Below are 16120 nucleotides of genomic sequence, written 5' to 3' on the forward strand. Positions count from 1 at the left end.
AGTGTCATTCTGGAGCTATCTTGGCGATAGACTGGGAATTGCTGATGCGCCAGCCGTCCCGCGCCTGGCAGATCTGGTCAGCGACCGCTGCTCCTTAGCGTGATCGCCAACGGTTTTGCCCCTATTACGCTTTTCCTCGCTAAGTCGCTCGTTGCCATGGAAAGTCAGCGCGGCGCGCGCTTGGCGAGGATTCGCTGCAGGGTCCGGCGATGCATGTTGAGGCGGCGCGCCGTCTCCGAGACGTTGCGGCCGCACAATTCGTAGACCCGCTGGATGTGCTCCCAGCGCACCCGGTCCGCCGACATGGGATTCTCCGGCGGCAAGGCGCGTTCGCCGGGCTGGGCCATGAGGGCGGCATGGATCTCGTCCGCATCGGCGGGCTTGGCCAGATAATCGAAGGCCCCCATCTTCACGGCCGTCACGGCGGTGGCGATGTTGCCGTAGCCGGTGAGGATGACGCCGCGGGCGTCCGGTCGGCGGCTTTTCAGGCGCTCGATCACATCGAGCCCGTTGCCGTCCCCGAGGCGCATGTCGATCACCGCGAAAGCCGGTGGTTCGTTTTCGATGGCCGCCAGGCCGTCCGACACGCTCTCGGCCACGCGAACCTGATAGCCGCGGCCTTCCATGGCACGGGCGAGTCGGGTCGAGAACGGCCGGTCGTCATCGACGATCAAGAGGCTCTTGTCGGCGCGATCTTCGAACGCGGCAGGCGCATCGGCCATCAGGACATCTCCTTGCATTTTAAGGCTGAGCTCCTTCATGAGCGAGCCTGTCCGGCTCCTCACTCATATGGGAATTCTTCCTCTAACCTTTGAGAGATAGCTTGGAATCTCCCTGCGGCGAAATTGCCGCACCTCGTTCAAACGCATGACGGGGCCAAACGATCCGTGCGATGGCGCCGGAGGCGGGCGGAGCGGTATTCGTCAGGGTCAGTTCGGCCCCCGAGCGCTCGATCAGGGTCTTGGCGATGAACAGGCCCAATCCCAATCCTCCACCCTCCTCGCTGTCCTCGGTGCGCTCGGCGGCGCTGCGGGTGGTCACATAGGGCTCGCCGACCCTGAGCAGAATATCGGGAGCGTAGCCGGGGCCGTCATCCCGGATCTCGATGAAAACCTCGTGAGGCGACCAGCAGGCCTCGATCGTCACCCGGCTTTCGGCGAAGTCCGTCGCGTTGTCGAGGATGTTGGACAGGCCATAGACGACGCCGGGATTGCGGCGTCCCATGGGCTCCGGCCCTTCGCCGCTCGTCTCGACCGTGACGTCGAAGCCGACGGCGCGCTGCGGCTCCACGATCTCCTCCACGAGGTGGCTCAGCGAGATCGTCTCCAGGAACTCGGATTCCTCCTCCTGGCCCATGGAGGTGAGCTTGGTCAGGATGGTGCGGCAGCGCTCCACCTGCTCCTGCAGGAGCTTCAGATCCTCTCCCACCGGGCCGTCCTTGGGCATGGAATGGCTCAGTTCCTTCGTCACCAGGGCGATGGTGGCAAGCGGTGTGCCGAGTTCGTGGGCCGCGGCCGCGGCCAGGCCGTCGAGCTGGGACAGGTGCTGCTCGCGGGCGAGCACCAGCTCCGTGGCGGCGAGCGCCTGGGCGAGCTGCCGGGCTTCCTCGGCCACGCGCCAGGCATAGATGCCGGTAAAGGCCGTGCCGAGCACGATCGCGGCCCAGATCCCGGTCACGTAGAGGAAGGGAAGGGTGAAGCTCTGCCCGGGATACCAGGGCAGGGGCTTGTGGGCGAGCACCAGGAGCGTCGCACAGCCGATGGCCAGAAGGCCGAGCCCCAGGGTCCGCTCCGGGGTCAGGGCCGTGGCGGAGATCAGCACGGGGGCCAGGAACAGCATGGCGAAGGGATTCTCCAACCCGCCCGTCAGGTAGAGCAGTCCTGCCAGCTGCAGGATGTCGAAGGCCAGAAGCGCCGTGGCGATGTTGTCGCTGAGCCGGTGGCTCGCCGGATATTGGATGCGCAGGAGAAGGTTGGCCCAGATCGAGGCGCTGATGACCAGGAAGCACAGGGCAAAGGGAAGGGGAAAGCCGAGGCCGAAGCGCACCCCGGCGACCGCCGCCGCCTGACCTGCGATGGCGAGCCAGCGCAGGCGAACGAGAGTGTCGAGGCGCAGATGCCGGGCGTGGTGGGTCAGGCTCTTCTGGTCGATTTTGGACATCACCGAACAGAATAGGGCCGCGCGTATGTTCGCCAAGCATTCGCTGCTGGCCTATTTTCCTATTGTCGACTTGAGGGATGCTCTGAAACCAAAGTATGTAGTTCGTTTTTGCAGGGGAAGAGCTAGGCTGTTGCAATAATCTGAAGGAACTTTAATCTTAAAATTACGGTTGAGGATAAAGCCTACCGCAATATGCGAGAACCAGGCGCCCGGCCTTTGGGGATACAGATGAATTTTTCTTATGTTTGGTACGATACCGCGCATTGGCTTTTGAGTCCGGCTCGCGCAGCTACCGATTTCACGAAGCACTTGTTCGATAATCCCGACAACCCCCTCACGAACACGCCCTATGGCCGGACCGTCTCGGCGGCTTGCGAATTGTTCGAGCGCACCACGCGGCGCTACGGCAAGCCCGCGTTCGACCTGCCGACCACCGTGATCGGAAACGAGGAGGTGGCGGTCACCGAGAAAATCGTCTGGGAGCGTCCCTTCTGCCGCGTCATCTCCTTCGAACGGGATCATGCGAGCGCCAAGGATCAGCCGAAGCTTCTGATCGTCGCTCCGATGTCGGGCCATTACGCCACGCTCCTGCGCGGCACGGTCGAGACCTTCCTGCCGACCCATCAGGTGATGATCACCGACTGGATCGATGCCCGCATGGTTCCTCTGGCGGAAGGTTCGTTCGACCTCGACGATTACATCGATTATCTCAAGGCCATGTTCCGGGAATTCGGCCCGAGCTTAAGCGTGATGGCCGTCTGCCAGCCGGCCGTTCCCGTGATGGCGGCGATCGCCCGCCTCGAGGCCGAGAACGACCCTTCCACCCCGCGCTCCATGATCCTCATGGGCGGTCCCATCGACACCCGCCGCTCACCCACCGCCGTGAACCGGCTGGCAGAGGAACGCGGCATCGATTGGTTCCGGCAGCACTGCATCACCAAGGTGCCGCCGTCCCATCCAGGCTTCTGGCGCGATGTGTACCCCGGCTTCCAGCAGCTTTCCGGCTTCATGGCCATGAACATCGACCGGCACCTGACCGCCCATTACGAGATGTTCAACCATCTCGTGGACGGCGACGGCGATTCGGCCGAGAAGCACCGGGACTTCTACGACGAGTATCTCGCCGTCATGGACCTGACCGCCGAGTTCTATCTTCAGACGATCGAGAAGGTGTTCGTGAACCATGAACTGCCGAAGGGCGAGATGATGCACCGGGATCAGCCGGTGGACCTGATGGACATCCGGCGCTGCGCCATCATGGCGGTCGAGGGCGAGCGGGACGACATCTCGGGCGTGGGCCAGACCCTGGCTGCCCTCGACTTGACCCCCAACCTCCCGTCCGACAAGAAGCTCTATCACCTGCAGGCCGGGGTCGGTCACTATGGCGTCTTCAACGGTTCTCGTTTCAGGGCTCAGATCGCTCCTCGAATCGTTGAATTCATTGAGAATCACAATCGAGAACCAGCCCGGAAGAAGTCGTCAAGGGCTTGAGTCCGTTCTTGATACGTTCCTAGGAGCGGCAAACGGCTGCGCTGACAGAATCAGCGTGACAGGGCAGATTGCGGACATGAAATCCGCCCTGTTCCGCCGCGTCCCTGCGGACCCGCCTCATCTCAAGGTTTTCCATGAGGGCCAATCCTTCAAGGTGGCCCTCAAACGCCGTCCGACGGCCAAACGGATCACGCTGCGCGTCTCCAACGCGACCGGCGAGGTCGTGCTGAGCATCCCCGAGCGCACGGATGTGGGCCTCGCCCAGAAATTCGCCGACAGCCACAGCCAATGGATCGCCACCCGGCTCGCCAAGGTGCCGGAACGGGTGCCGTTCGAGCCGGGCGCCCTCGTGCCCTTGCGCGGCGTCCCGCATCGGATTGTCCACTGGTCCACGGTTCGGGGCGTGACCCAGGCCACCAAGGGCGGCGCGGGCGAGCCGATCATCGCCGTCGCCGGCGAAGCAGTCCACGTGGCGCGGCGGGTGCGGGACTTCCTCGAGGCCGAGGCCAGACGCGATTTCACCGCGGCCGTGAAAAAGCATACGGCTCAGCTCGGGCAGCCGGCCAAGCGCATCACCGTGCGCGACACCAAGAGCCGCTGGGGCTCCTGCTCGGCCAATGGGGCGCTCAGCTTCTCCTGGCGGCTGATCATGGCCCCGCCCTTCGTGCTGGATTATCTCGCCGCTCACGAGGTGGCCCACCTGCGCGAACTCAACCATTCCAACCGGTTCTGGAAGCTCACCTACCAGCTCTGCCCGCACACGGACGAGGCGGAGGCCTGGCTCAAGACCTACGGCAGCGCCCTGCACCGCATCGGGTGAGGGGCCATTGCGGCCAGATCGTCTTACTGGCCGTCAGCCGGGAAAGGGCCGCTGGTAGCCCCTCCCCGTCATCACCGGCCTTGTGCCGGTGATCTCGTTCGGAAAGCCTCGGCGCACCGCAGGATCGGGATGGCCGGGACTGATCCCCGGATCAAGTCCGGGGACGGCCATGACGTGGAGAGTGTCATCCCCGGCGGTCCATAGGACCGGGAAGGGGATCCATGATCAGGCGCAGCGCTATAGGTTCCCTTCCCCTCCGCTTCGGCCGGGAATGACACCGGGGCCCGCGATCCCCGGATCGCCTGAGCGCGTCCGGGATGACATCCGCTCCCGATGCCTTTGTTTCCATTGGACAATTTATCGATTTTTTAACCAACGCCCCGCAGACATGCCGTTAGGGCAATAGACCTGACGCGTGTCGATCCGGCCGCTCTCCCAGAGCTGGACGTGCCGTCGGTCTGCAGGGGCATGATTCCAATGGCACTGAAGAATTTTTCGATTCCGCAGAAGGTGATTGCGGTTGTTTCTCTCATGGGGCTCGTCGCCGCCATGATCGCCGTGGTGGGCTGGCGCGAGACGTCCAAACTCAAGGACGCGATGGAGATCGTGGGTCTGCGCGAGGAAGCCGCGCGCGAGGCCATGGACCTGCGCGTCGACATCATCGCCATCAGCCGGATGACCTATCAGGTCGCGCAGCAGCCGAACAAGGCGTCCGATTTCAGCACCGAGGCCGAACGCCGCTCGAAGGAGATGCTCGATCGCTTCAAGAAGCTCGAAGCGGTTGCGGATTCGCAGGAGAAGACCCTGCTCGGCGAGATGCGGGCTGCCCTGAATGTCTATTTCGACGCCATCCGCTCCATGATCAAGGTGGCGGCGTCCGATAAGGGTAACGTACAGGCGGTCATGAACGCCGAGGTCGAGAAGGGCGTGGCCTCTCAGCGCAGTGTCACCGACACGGTGAAGGCCTACAGCACCTATACGGCGAAGAAGCTCGCCGACATGCGCTCGGCTGCCGAAGAGGGTGCGAATGTCGCGATCCAGCTCCAGATCGGCGTTGCGGCCATCGGCATCGTCCTCGGTGTGCTGATCAGCCTCCTGATGACGAAATTCAGCATCGTGTCGCCCCTGCGCAGCCTGACCTCGGTCATGCGCCGGCTGGCGGATGGCGATCTCGCGGTCGACTTGCCGGCTGGCAATCGCAGCCGCGATATCGGCCTGATGATCGAAGCCGTGCAGGTCTTCAAGGACCGCATGGTCCGCAACAAGGCGCTGGAATTCGAGGCGGTTCAGGCCCGCGAGGCCTCCGAGGTCCAGCGCAAGCGGACGATGACCGAGCTGGCCGAGACCTTTGACAGCGCCATCGGCGAGATCATCCAGTCGGTTTCGACGGCCGCCGGCCGCATGCAGTCGACCGCGGAGCAGCTGACGAATTCCGCCCAGGCGACGTCCTCGCGCTCCACGGCCGTTGCGGCGGCAGCCGAACAGACCTCGGCCAACGTGCTCGCCATGTCGAGCGCCACCGAGGAGCTCGGCGCCTCCGTGGGCGAGATCAGCCGCCAGGTCGAGCAATCCGCCATCATGTCCCGCGAGGCCGTGCAGGCCGCGACGACGACCAACGAGATCGTCTCGCAGCTGAGCGCCGCCGCCGACCGGGTCGGCGCGGTCATCGACATGATCTCGGCCATCGCTGGCCAGACGAACCTCCTGGCGCTGAACGCGACCATCGAGGCCGCCCGCGCAGGCGAAGCCGGCCGCGGCTTCGCCGTGGTGGCGACCGAGGTGAAGTCGCTCGCCGACCAGACCTCGAAGGCCACCGCCGACATTTCGAGCCAGATCGCCGCGATCCAGACCTCGACCTCGCAGGCCGTGGAGGCGATCAACGGCATCACCCAGCGCATCCAGGCGATGAGCGACGTGTCCAGCAGCATCGCCATCGCGGTGGACCAGCAGGGCGCCGCCACGCAGGAGATCGTCTCCTCCGTGAACCAGGCCTCCGCTGGCACGGGCGAAGTGACGGCCAACATCAACAGGGTGGCCCAGGTGGCCGAGGAAACGGAGACGGCGGCCCATCAGGTGCTGACATCGTCCTCGGCCCTCGTGGGCCAGGCCGAGCATCTGCGCGATCAGGTCAACAACTTCCTGGCGACCGTCCGCGCCGCTTGACACGCCTAAAACAGATGACAGGCACGCCGTTTCGGCTTAACCGGGCGTGCCTGTCATTGTTGAACCCACTTCATGCTCAAACCCGATACGCTGGCCCTCACCGTCGTCCTGGCGCTTCTCACCGCGCTCGGGCCCCTCTCGACGGACATGTATCTGCCCTCGCTGCCCGCGATCGCGGCGGGACTTGAGGCGACCACGGGACAGACGCAGCTCACCCTCTCGGCCTTTCTTCTCGGCTTTGCCGCCGGGCAGTTCTTCTACGGGCCGATCTCCGACCGGATCGGGCGCAAGCCCGTGCTGCTCTTCGGGCTCGGGCTCTTCACGCTCGCGAGCCTGATCTGCGCGCTCTCGCCCGACATCGAGACCCTGATCGGCGCGCGCTTCCTGCAGGCGCTCGGCGCTTCCGGTCCCATCGTGCTCGGGCGCGCCATCGTGCGCGATTTCTACGAGGGGCCGCGCGCCGGTCGCGAGCTGTCGCGCATGGGCACGATCATGGGCGTGGTGCCGGCGGCGGCCCCGATCCTCGGCGGCGTCATCGAGCGCTTCACCGGCTGGCGCGTGACCTTCGGCGCGATGATCCTGTTCGGACTGGCGCTGGCCGCCGTCATCGTGTTGCGCATGCCGGAAAGCATCCGCCAGAAATCGGATGTGCCGATCTCGTTTCTCTCGATCCTGCGGGGATTCCGGCTTCTTCTGGGACATACCGGCTACCGGACCTATGTCGGCCTCTCCATGCTCACCTATGGCGGGCTGTTCGCCTTCATCTCCGGCTCGTCCTTCGTGCTGCAGAAGATCTATCACCTGGACGAATTGTCGTTCGCCTTTTCCTTCACCTTCGTGGTGGCGGGCTTCATCACCGGCACCACGCTCGCTCAGACTCTCGTGGGGCGCTACGGGCTCGATGGGACCATCAGGCTCGGGGTGACGTGCCTGGCGCTCGGCGGCGTCACCATGCTGGCTCTGGTGCTGGCGGGCGTCCCGTCCTCCCTGAGCATCAGCGCCCCCATGGCAATCTATGGCGTGGGCGTCGGCCTCACCATGCCGCAATCCATGGCCTCGGCCCTGATGCCGTTCCCGGATCGCGCCGGCGCGGCCTCGTCCCTGCTCGGCATCTGCCAGATGACCTTCGCGGCCATCGTGGGCATTCTTCTGGGCCGCAACCTCGACGCCTCCGCGATTCCTTTGCCCGCCACCATCGCCACGACGGGCGTTCTGGCGCTTGCCTTGTTCCTGGCGACGGGACGGGCGCGAGGGCATCAGCCCAAGGGCTGATCCATCATCAGGGTTGATCCATCGTCGGGATCCCGGCCAGGACATCGGTGGCCTTGTGATCGTCCGAAACGCCGTCCATGAAGAAGATGGCGCCCCGGGAGTTCTTCGTGCGCAGGGGCAGGATCTGCCGATAGGCCGGTGAGTCGTACCAGGCGCGGATGCTGTCCTTATCCGGGAACTCGATCACGATCAGGTCGCCCGACCAGGAGCCCTCCACCACCGACACGGGTCCTCCGTGAATGATGAACCGCCCGTCGAACGGCGCAAGAGTTTCATCAATGCGCTTGAGATATTCGACGACGTCCGGACCGACATTCACATCGTGCAGATGACCGACAGCATAGGCAGGCATGGCGTGCTCCTTCTTGTGTGATGAAGCGAGCATGCCGGGCGGAAGGAGCGTTGGCGATTACGTGCCAGGTAATGATCGGCGAGATTGTCGTCCGCTCACCGTCATGTCGGGTTCGCACCAGAGGTGCGCCCCGGCATGACGGTGCTGCATTCAAAGCCCGAACAGCTTCTCGAAGAAGTTCTTCTCGCGGCTGGCGCGGCGCTGGGGAGCGGGCTGGGGCGGGATCCAGGCATTGTCGCCGTTGCCCGCATTGGCGTAGCGCGGATCGCCTCCGACACCGGCCACGGGCACATCCGACGGGGTGCGGAAGCGCTCGCTGCCCGGAAGCGCCACGGGCTGCTGGTCCTTCAGGGCAATCTTCATGAAGTTGTGCCAGACCTCGGTCGGCAGGTTGCCACCGGTGACGCGCTTGGTGAGCGTGCCGTCGTCGTTGCCGAGCCAGACGCCGGCGACGAGGCTGCCGGAAAAGCCCACGAACCACGCATCCTTGTAGTCGTCGGTCGTTCCGGTCTTGCCGGCGAGCGACCAGCCGGGAATCTGCGCCTTCTGCGCGGTGCCGACGACGAAGGTGTTGTGCATCATCTCGTTCATCATCGCGACGACGCCCGGGTCGATGACGCGGCCGAGACCGCCCGCGTTCGGGCGCTTGTAGACCAGCTTGCCGTCGGTGGTCTTCACCTGGGTGATCACGTAAGGCACGACGCCGGTGCCGCCGTTGGCGAAGGCCGCATAGGCGCTCACCAGTTCGAGCGGCGTGACCTCCGATGTTCCGAGCGCCAGCGAGCCGTTGGCCTGCAGCGGCGAGGAGATGCCGAGCCGCTGCGCCGTCTGCACCACGGCCTTCGGCCCGACCTCCATGTTGAGCTTCACCGCGATGGTGTTGAGCGAGAGCGCCAGCGCGTCGCGCATGGCGATGGGCCCGCGATACTTGCGGTCGTAGTTCTTGGGCGCCCAGCCGCCGAAATTCACCGGACCGTCCTCGAGAACCGTGTCGGGCGTGTAGCCGCGCTCCACGGCGGTGAGATAGACGAAGGGCTTGAAGGACGAGCCCGGCTGGCGGCGGGCCGCGATGGCCCGGTTGAACTGGCTCGACTCGTAATTGCGGCCGCCCACCAGGGCCTTGACGGCGCCGTCCGGCTGCATGGCGACGAACGCGCCCTGGCTCACGTTGAACTTCTGCCCCTTGGCGTTGAGTTCGTCCACGAGGACGCGTTCGGCCGCCGCCTGCATGGAGGGCTCGACCGTGGTGGAGACCACGATGTCGGCCTCGACGTTGCCGACGAAATCGTCGAGCACGTCCATCACGTAGTCGGCGGCGTAATTGGCGGAGCCCGCCCCGTTCGGACGCACGGGCTCGGCCGGGGTGCCGAGCGCCGTCTTGGTCATGCCCGGCGTGATGAAGCCGAGCTCGTTCATGGCCGCGATCACCAGCTCGGCGCGGGCCTGCGCACGGTCGGGATTGCGGTTGGGGGCAAGGCGCGAGGGCGATTGCACGAGGCCCGCCAGCACGGCTGCCTCCGCAAGCGACACGTTGCGGGCGGACTTGCCGTAATAGCGCTGGGCGGCGGCCTCGACGCCATAGGCGCCGGCGCCGAAATAGACCCGGTTGAGGTAGAGCTCGAGGATCTGATCCTTCGAGTAGTTGCGCTCGAGCCAGAGCGCCAGGATCGCCTCCTGGATCTTGCGCGAGGCGGTGCGCTCCTGGGTCAGGAACAGGTTCTTGGCGAGCTGCTGCGTGAGGGTCGAGCCGCCCTGCAGGCCGCCGCGATGGGCGAGATTGCGATAGACAGCGCGGGAGATGCCGACTGGGTCGATGCCGAAATGGTCGTAGAAGCGCCGGTCCTCGATGGCTACGAAGGCCTTGGGCAGGTAGGGCGGAAGCTCCTTGAGCGTGACGGTGCGTCCGCCGGTCTCGCCGCGATTGGCGAGAAGCGAGCCGTCGCTGGCCATGATAGCGATGTTCGGCGGGCGCTTGGGCACCGTGAGCTGGTCGATGGGCGGCAGCTGCGAGGCGTAATAGGCCACGACGCCGCCTACGGCGATGACACCCCAGAGGCAGAGCACGAGGCCGGCATAGACGAGCTTGCTGAAGAGAGACCGGCCGCCTTTGCGCTTGGATTTCTTTGGCTTGGCGGCGCGGCGCGGCCCGTCGCCGCCGTTCGAAGAAGCCCGCCTGCGCGCCATGGTTCCCCCTGCCCGATCCTCGGGCGAGAGGCGAAAGTCCAACTCCCCCGCTTCCCCAGCGGGCGCATCGAAGACCGGCTCTCGCCGATCACGTCCGTTCGCCACCTCTTAAACCCCGCATCGATACGGCCGGTATACCGTCCGGCCTTTCATGCTCTGGAGCACCTTAATTGTGGCGGTTTAAGGGGCGGTTAACACCGATTAACCCACCGTCCGCCGGAACTGCCGAGTCTGGGCCGCGTTCGCTGCCTGATGAACGCTTATGTTGTCGTGCTGGCGGGGTTCGGGGTGGTGGTGTTGCTGACCGCCTGGCTTCCGATGATTCTCAAGGAACTGCCCCTGTCCCTGCCGATCTTCTGCGTGGCCCTGGGGGCGCTGATCTTCGCCTTCCCCGATCTTCCCGGGATCATACCGCATCCCAGTGAGGAACTCGCCATCGTCGAGCATCTGAGCGAGTTCGTGGTCATCATCTCGCTCATGGGCGCGGGCCTGAAGATCGACCGGCCCTTCGGCTGGCGGCGCTGGCGGCTCACCTGGCGGCTGCTGGGCATCTCCATGCCGCTGACGATCCTCGGCCTCGCCTGGCTCGGCCAGAACCTGCTCGGCCTGAGCCTGGCCGCGGCCGTGCTGCTGGCGGCCGCGCTCGCCCCCACCGACCCGGTGCTGGCGAGCGACGTGCAGGTCGGCCCGCCGGGAGACGAGGAGGAGGACGAGGTGCGTTTCACGCTCACCTCGGAAGCGGGCCTCAACGACGGCCTGGCCTTTCCCTTCGTCCTGCTCGCCATCGCCTTCGCGCAGGAGGGGGGACTAACGAGCCTGGCCGAATGGTTCGCCTATGCGGTCGTCTGGAAGATCGCCGCGGGTGTCGGCATGGGCTATCTGGTCGGGCGGGCGCTCGGCTGGCTCACCTTCCACCTGCCGAACCGGGCCAAGCTGTCGCGCACCGGCGCCGGCTTCGTGGCGCTCGGCATCACCTGCGTGGCCTATGGCCTGACCGAGATGGTGAAAGGCTATGGCTTTCTCGCGGTCTTCGTCGCGGCCTTGGCCCTGCGCGCCACCGAGCCGGAGCACGATTATCACCAGAAGCTGCACGATTTTGCGGAGGAGCTCGAGCGACTTATGATGATGGTGCTGCTCGTCCTCCTCGGCGGCGCCATGACGGGGGGCAACCTCCTCGCCGCGCTCACATGGCAGGCCGTCGCCTTCGGCCTTCTGGCGCTGTTCGTGGTGCGACCGCTCGCCGGCTGGATCGGCCTGATCGGAACCGATCCTCCCTTTGGCGAGAAGGCCGCGATCAGCTTCTTCGGCATCCGCGGCATCGGCTCGATCTACTATCTCGCCTATGCCCTGCAGCATGCAAAGTTCGACACCGGACATCTTCTCTGGAGCACGGCCGGGTTCATCATCCTGGTCTCCATCGTGCTCCATGGCATCACGGTCACGCCGACGATGCGGCGGCTCGATTATCGTCGCAAACTTGCGACAACGGCCGGCGGATAACCTAAATCAATGACAGAGACCCACTTTTGTGGGATACTGAAGGCATCATCAGTATCCGATCATAGGCGCTGATGGCTGAGAGATCCGAGTGCTCCCGCCTTTAACAGGAGGAGCGCCGTCGTGCACGCTTCATTTCAATCGGATCCCAATCCGCTCATCCGGAAGCTTGAGAGCATCTTCACGCTCAACGATGAGGAGCGGCAGGCCCTGTCGGACTTGCCGATGCAAGTCCTGGCTCTCAAGGAGAACCAGGACGTTGTGCGCGAGGGGGACCGTCCCTCGCGGTCATGCCTGATCTTGAGCGGCTTCGTCTGCGTCTACAAGATCACGGGAGAGGGCAAGCGCCAGATCGTCACGTTCAACATTCCCGGCGACATTCCCGATCTCCAGAGCCTTCATCTGAAGGTTCTGGACACCAGCGTTGGCACGATCACCCCATGCAGCGTGGGTTTCATCCCTCACGAAGCCTTGCACGACATCTGCATCCGCCATCCTCGAATCATGAGCGCATTCTGGCGCGAGACGCTCATCGATTCGGCCATCTTCCGGGAATGGATGACCAGCATGGGACGGCGTGAAGCCTATGGCCGGATCGCTCATCTCTTGTGCGAGATGCTGGTGCGCATGAAAGCGGTCGGTTTGGCGGAGGATCTGGCCTGCAACCTGCCGATCACCCAGGCGGAGTTCGGTGACGCGCTCGGCCTTTCGACCGTTCACGTCAACCGGATTCTGCAGGAGTTGCGCGCCAATGGACTCATCGAGCTGAAAGGCGACCGGTTGAACATTCTCGACTGGGACAGGCTGAAGGAAGAGGGCGGCTTCGATCCGACCTACCTTCACCTGGAGCGTGAGCGGGAGGCCTCCTGACCCTCGCCTGTCAGCCGGTGCGCGTTGCCACGGGCTGCGGTGAGGAGGGCATGCCGGTCTGCGACGGCGAGCAACGGCTCGTGGCGGTTCAGATGCACCTTGCGGCGCAGTAGCGGTCTTCGGCCGGCTCGCGCAATAAGCCACCCTGTCTTGGCTGATCAGGACGAGGCTCGGCCTTGGATTAGCGCACGCCTTGGCCCAGCAGGCGGTGCTTCCGGTTCGAAATCGTTTCAAGGGGCTCCGGAACCGTCAAGGTCCGGGTCGGCCTATTCCGCCGCCAGCGGCAGCTCGCCCGTTTCCGGATCGGCCTGCGCGAGATCGTGGATGCGGCGCAGGTCGTTCAGGAACGCCTCGTAGGCCTCGCGCTTCGTCGCCTCATCGGGCAGGCGCAGCAGGTAGGAGGGATGCACGGTGACATAGCCCTCGTAGGACCCGAACCGGGCCCGTCCACGCGAGCGGGTGATCGGCGTCGACTTGCCGGTGAGCGCCAGCAGAGCGGTGCCGCCGAGCGCGACGACGAGCTTCGGCTTCACCAGTTCCAGCTCCTTCACGAGCCAGGGGCGGTAATGCTTCACCTCGCCGGCCGTGGGCTTGGAATGGATGCGCCGATGGCCGCGCTGCTCGAATTTGAAATGTTTGACCGCATTGGTGAGATAGACATCCTTGCGGTCGATGCCGGCCTCGGTCATGGCCTTGGTGAAGAGCTTGCCGGCCGGTCCCACGAAGGGCCTTCCCTGCAGATCCTCCTGATCGCCCGGCTGCTCGCCGACGAAGACGATCTCGGCATGAGCCGGGCCCTCGCCGAACACGGCCTGGGTCGCGCCGGGCACGAGCGGTCCTGCCTTCGCGATGATGGCGTTGAGTTCCTTCAGGCTCTTCGGCTCCTGATCCCACATGGCTTCAAGAGCGCGCTCCGGGGTGCGTTTGGTGGGCATCGTCGCCTCCTGTTCGATCATTCTTTCAACGCGCCCGGAGGCGGTTTGGATCAGACCGGGGATCGCGGCGGTCTCAGGCATGTTGCGCCAGTACTTCTTCGGCATCTCGGCGCGCATCGCCGTCGGGTTCACCCGGGCCGGATTGAACACGCTCTCGTAATAGCCGCGCCAGCCCTCCTCGAAGCTGTCCTCGGCGGGGGCGTTCTCGCGCTGCGCCGGCGGGCCGAAAGTCAGGGCCTCCCGGTCCCAGCGCATGGAGCCGATAGGCGTGAGGATCGTCCAGTCCATGGAGCGGAAGCGATCGATGAAGAAGGGCGCGGCCGCCTCCAGGATGAAATGCTCCGGTTCGAACCAGGCGGCGAAGCGCTCGAGATCCTCTCCCGTCATCCGGCGGAAGCGCACGAAGGCGTGCATCTTGTGCAGGTCGCGCCGCACGGCGCGCGCCATCAGGTCGATGCGATGCACGAGAGGGTCGCTCGCGATCTCGAGCAGGTCGCGCTCGCCGTTCCGCACCCGCCAGACGAGCTGATAGAGCAGGGCGTAACGCTCCGGATCGCTATGGCAGACCACGTGCTCGACGAGGCGTGCCACGCCTTTCGGGATCGACACCGCCGGTGCGTCGCCCGTCGCCTCCTGGCCGAAGAGGCCGGGCGCATCGTCGATGGCGAAGACCACATGCTGCGGCGCCAACTCCTCGGCGATCAGCCACCGCACCGCCCGCCGGAAGTTGTGGAGATCCGCTCCGGTTTTGAGAGTGATGCGGTGGAGGTTCATGCCGTCTCTCTCTTGGTCATTCCGGACGCCAGAGGCGATCCGGGATCGGGTGCAGGATGAGGCGCTTCCCTTGCCGTCATCACCGGCCTCGTGCCGGTGATCCCGATGACATGAGGCGCAGTGCTTTTCCGATCGGGATGGCCGGGACGAGCCCGGCCATGACGAGGAGGACGCATCCAACTCTTGGGAACTCCGCGACGCGGTTCCGAGATGACAGTCACATGTCCGTTCATCCAAACAAGCTCAACTGTTCCGGCCTCTCGATCAGCCTCTCGCGCAGATCGAGAGTGTCGAGCCTGGCTCTCGGGTGGTGGTCGACCGTGATGAGGAAGGGCTTGGCGCGCTTGAGGCCCGAGGTGAGGCGGGCGACGTCTTCCAGGCGAAGCGTCGTGTGCTTGCGCGCCACCACGATCTTGTCGACCGCACGGGCCCCGAGCCCCGGCACGCGCAGCAGCATCTCGCGCTCGGCCCGGTTCACATCGATGGGAAAGCGGTGGCGGTTTATGAGCGCCCAGGCGAGCTTGGGATCGACGTCGAGGTCGAGCATGCCCTTCTCACCGCCGGAGGCGATCTCGTCCACGTCGAAGCCATAGTAACGCAACAGCCAATCGGCCTGGTAAAGCCTGCTCTCGCGCATCAGCGGCGGCGATTTCAGGGGCAGGATGGCGCTCGAATCCGGGATCGGGCTGAAGGCGGAGTAATAGACGCGCTTCATGTCGTAATGGCCGTAGAGCTTGGCCGAGGTGCGCAGCACGTCCGCATCCGTGGTCTCGTCCGCGCCGACGATCATCTGGGTGGTCTGGCCGGCCGGCGAGAAGTGGCGGCGCTCCTCGCGCGCCTCCTCGATGCGCTCGAACATCTGCGCCATGGCGCTCTCGATGGAGGCGCCGTCCTTCTCGGGCGCCAGCCGCTCCAGGCTCTTTTCCGTCGGCAGTTCGAGATTGATCGACAGGCGGTCGGCCCACAGGCCCGCCTCCTCGATGAGCCAGGGGCTCGCCTCCGGGATCGTCTTCAGGTGGATGTAGCCGCGAAAGCCGTGGTCTCTCCGCAGCTTCTTCGCCACCAGCAGCATCTGCTCCATGGTGTGATCCGGCGAGCGGATGATGCCGGATGAGAGAAACAGTCCCTCGATGTAGTTGCGCTTGTAGAACTCGATCGTGAGCGTCACCACCTCGTCGACCGAGAATTTCGCCCGCTTCACGTTGGACGAGCGCCGGTTCACGCAATAGGCGCAGTCGAACAGGCAGTAATTGGTGAGCAGGATCTTCAAGAGCGACACGCAGCGTCCGTCCGGCGTGTAGGCGTGGCAGATGCCGTTCCCGTCCGTCGAGCCCAAGCCGCCCACGTCCGCCTTGCGCTTGGGGGCACCGGAGGAGGAGCAGGAGGCGTCGTATTTGGCCGCGTCCGCCAGGATGCGCAGCTTCTTGGCAAGCTTCTCGTCCATGGATCTTTCGCCCATATGTTCGTGTTTTGTTCTAAGCAGGGATTCGCTGGTTGACCAACGGATGACGGCTTCGTTCGTGATTGCGCTTCATGATGGCTTCGTGGATGGCTTGGTCGAGGTCTTCAGGTCCGGTGAAGGTCTGGTGGGCGAGGTAATGC

General features: G+C 64.9%; 12 protein-coding genes. 6 read left to right on the forward strand and 6 right to left on the reverse strand.

The window, feature by feature from the left end; all coding sequences use genetic code 11:
- Nucleotides 1-164: 164 nt before the first annotated feature.
- On the reverse strand, nt 165-722 hold the full coding sequence (locus tag FS320_RS25710) for an ActR/PrrA/RegA family redox response regulator transcription factor (RefSeq protein ID WP_152714742.1): 558 nt from the start codon (nt 720-722) through the stop codon (nt 165-167).
- 82 nt (nt 723-804) lie between these two features.
- Nucleotides 805-2160, reverse strand: a complete 1356-nt coding sequence (locus FS320_RS25715; protein WP_152714751.1) for an ActS/PrrB/RegB family redox-sensitive histidine kinase — start codon at nt 2158-2160, stop codon at nt 805-807.
- A 228-nt stretch (nt 2161-2388) separates the two neighbouring features.
- On the opposite strand from FS320_RS25715, the gene FS320_RS25720 reads away from it, so the two are divergent.
- The 4 genes from FS320_RS25720 to FS320_RS25735 all read left to right on the forward strand — a co-directional run bounded on the left by FS320_RS25720 (nt 2389) and on the right by FS320_RS25735 (nt 7906).
- A complete protein-coding gene (locus FS320_RS25720; RefSeq protein WP_152714743.1) occupies nt 2389-3651 on the forward strand; it encodes a polyhydroxyalkanoate depolymerase in 1263 nt (420 codons plus the stop codon).
- Between the two features lie 76 nt (nt 3652-3727).
- Nucleotides 3728-4471, forward strand: coding sequence for a M48 family metallopeptidase (locus tag FS320_RS25725; protein WP_152714744.1), 744 nt, complete (start codon nt 3728-3730; stop codon nt 4469-4471).
- Between the two features lie 477 nt (nt 4472-4948).
- Nucleotides 4949-6634 carry a methyl-accepting chemotaxis protein gene (locus FS320_RS25730; protein WP_162003237.1) on the forward strand — a complete coding sequence of 562 codons (1686 nt, stop codon included), beginning with the start codon at nt 4949-4951 and terminating at the stop codon, nt 6632-6634.
- A gap of 72 nt (nt 6635-6706) precedes the next feature.
- A complete protein-coding gene (locus FS320_RS25735; protein ID WP_152714746.1) occupies nt 6707-7906 on the forward strand; it encodes a multidrug effflux MFS transporter in 1200 nt (399 codons plus the stop codon).
- Between the two features lie 7 nt (nt 7907-7913).
- On the opposite strand, the gene FS320_RS25740 is transcribed toward FS320_RS25735, so the two are convergent.
- Nucleotides 7914-8258, reverse strand: coding sequence for a DUF1330 domain-containing protein (locus tag FS320_RS25740; RefSeq protein WP_152714747.1), 345 nt, complete (start codon nt 8256-8258; stop codon nt 7914-7916).
- 150 nt (nt 8259-8408) lie between these two features.
- On the reverse strand, nt 8409-10547 hold the full coding sequence (locus FS320_RS25745; protein ID WP_162003238.1) for a PBP1A family penicillin-binding protein: 2139 nt from the start codon (nt 10545-10547) through the stop codon (nt 8409-8411).
- 147 nt (nt 10548-10694) lie between these two features.
- Here FS320_RS25745 and FS320_RS25750 point away from each other — a divergent pair, with 147 nt between their 5' ends.
- Both FS320_RS25750 and FS320_RS25755 read left to right on the forward strand, forming a co-directional pair.
- Complete coding sequence (locus FS320_RS25750) at nt 10695-11942, forward strand: cation:proton antiporter (RefSeq protein ID WP_152714748.1); 1248 nt, start codon at nt 10695-10697, stop codon at nt 11940-11942.
- 120 nt (nt 11943-12062) lie between these two features.
- Nucleotides 12063-12809 carry a Crp/Fnr family transcriptional regulator gene (locus tag FS320_RS25755; protein ID WP_338105486.1) on the forward strand — a complete coding sequence of 249 codons (747 nt, stop codon included), beginning with the start codon at nt 12063-12065 and terminating at the stop codon, nt 12807-12809.
- A gap of 266 nt (nt 12810-13075) precedes the next feature.
- Here FS320_RS25755 and FS320_RS25760 read toward each other — a convergent pair whose 3' ends face one another.
- Both FS320_RS25760 and FS320_RS25765 read right to left on the reverse strand, forming a co-directional pair.
- Nucleotides 13076-14518 carry a UdgX family uracil-DNA binding protein gene (locus tag FS320_RS25760; RefSeq protein ID WP_152714749.1) on the reverse strand — a complete coding sequence of 481 codons (1443 nt, stop codon included), beginning with the start codon at nt 14516-14518 and terminating at the stop codon, nt 13076-13078.
- A 229-nt stretch (nt 14519-14747) separates the two neighbouring features.
- Complete coding sequence (locus tag FS320_RS25765) at nt 14748-15962, reverse strand: putative DNA modification/repair radical SAM protein (protein WP_152714750.1); 1215 nt, start codon at nt 15960-15962, stop codon at nt 14748-14750.
- Nucleotides 15963-16120: the final 158 nt, after the last annotated feature.

The organism is Microvirga tunisiensis, assembly GCF_009296175.1.
Taxonomy (GTDB): domain Bacteria; phylum Pseudomonadota; class Alphaproteobacteria; order Rhizobiales; family Beijerinckiaceae; genus Microvirga; species Microvirga tunisiensis.

What these genes read in the sequence shown, in the direction of transcription:
- FS320_RS25725 (WP_152714744.1), top strand. Translation starts at nt 3,728, where the DNA reads ATGAAATCCGCCCTGTTCCGCCGCGTCCCTGCGGACCCGCCTCATCTC.
- FS320_RS25730 (WP_162003237.1), top strand. Translation starts at nt 4,949, where the DNA reads ATGGCACTGAAGAATTTTTCGATTCCGCAGAAGGTGATTGCGGTTGTT.
- FS320_RS25765 (WP_152714750.1), bottom strand. Translation starts at nt 15,962, where the DNA reads ATGGACGAGAAGCTTGCCAAGAAGCTGCGCATCCTGGCGGACGCGGCC.
- FS320_RS25750 (WP_152714748.1), top strand. Translation starts at nt 10,695, where the DNA reads ATGAACGCTTATGTTGTCGTGCTGGCGGGGTTCGGGGTGGTGGTGTTG.
- FS320_RS25740 (WP_152714747.1), bottom strand. Translation starts at nt 8,258, where the DNA reads ATGCCTGCCTATGCTGTCGGTCATCTGCACGATGTGAATGTCGGTCCG.
- FS320_RS25715 (WP_152714751.1), bottom strand. Translation starts at nt 2,160, where the DNA reads ATGTCCAAAATCGACCAGAAGAGCCTGACCCACCACGCCCGGCATCTG.
- FS320_RS25720 (WP_152714743.1), top strand. Translation starts at nt 2,389, where the DNA reads ATGAATTTTTCTTATGTTTGGTACGATACCGCGCATTGGCTTTTGAGT.
- FS320_RS25735 (WP_152714746.1), top strand. Translation starts at nt 6,707, where the DNA reads ATGCTCAAACCCGATACGCTGGCCCTCACCGTCGTCCTGGCGCTTCTC.
- FS320_RS25710 (WP_152714742.1), bottom strand. Translation starts at nt 722, where the DNA reads ATGGCCGATGCGCCTGCCGCGTTCGAAGATCGCGCCGACAAGAGCCTC.
- FS320_RS25760 (WP_152714749.1), bottom strand. Translation starts at nt 14,518, where the DNA reads ATGAACCTCCACCGCATCACTCTCAAAACCGGAGCGGATCTCCACAAC.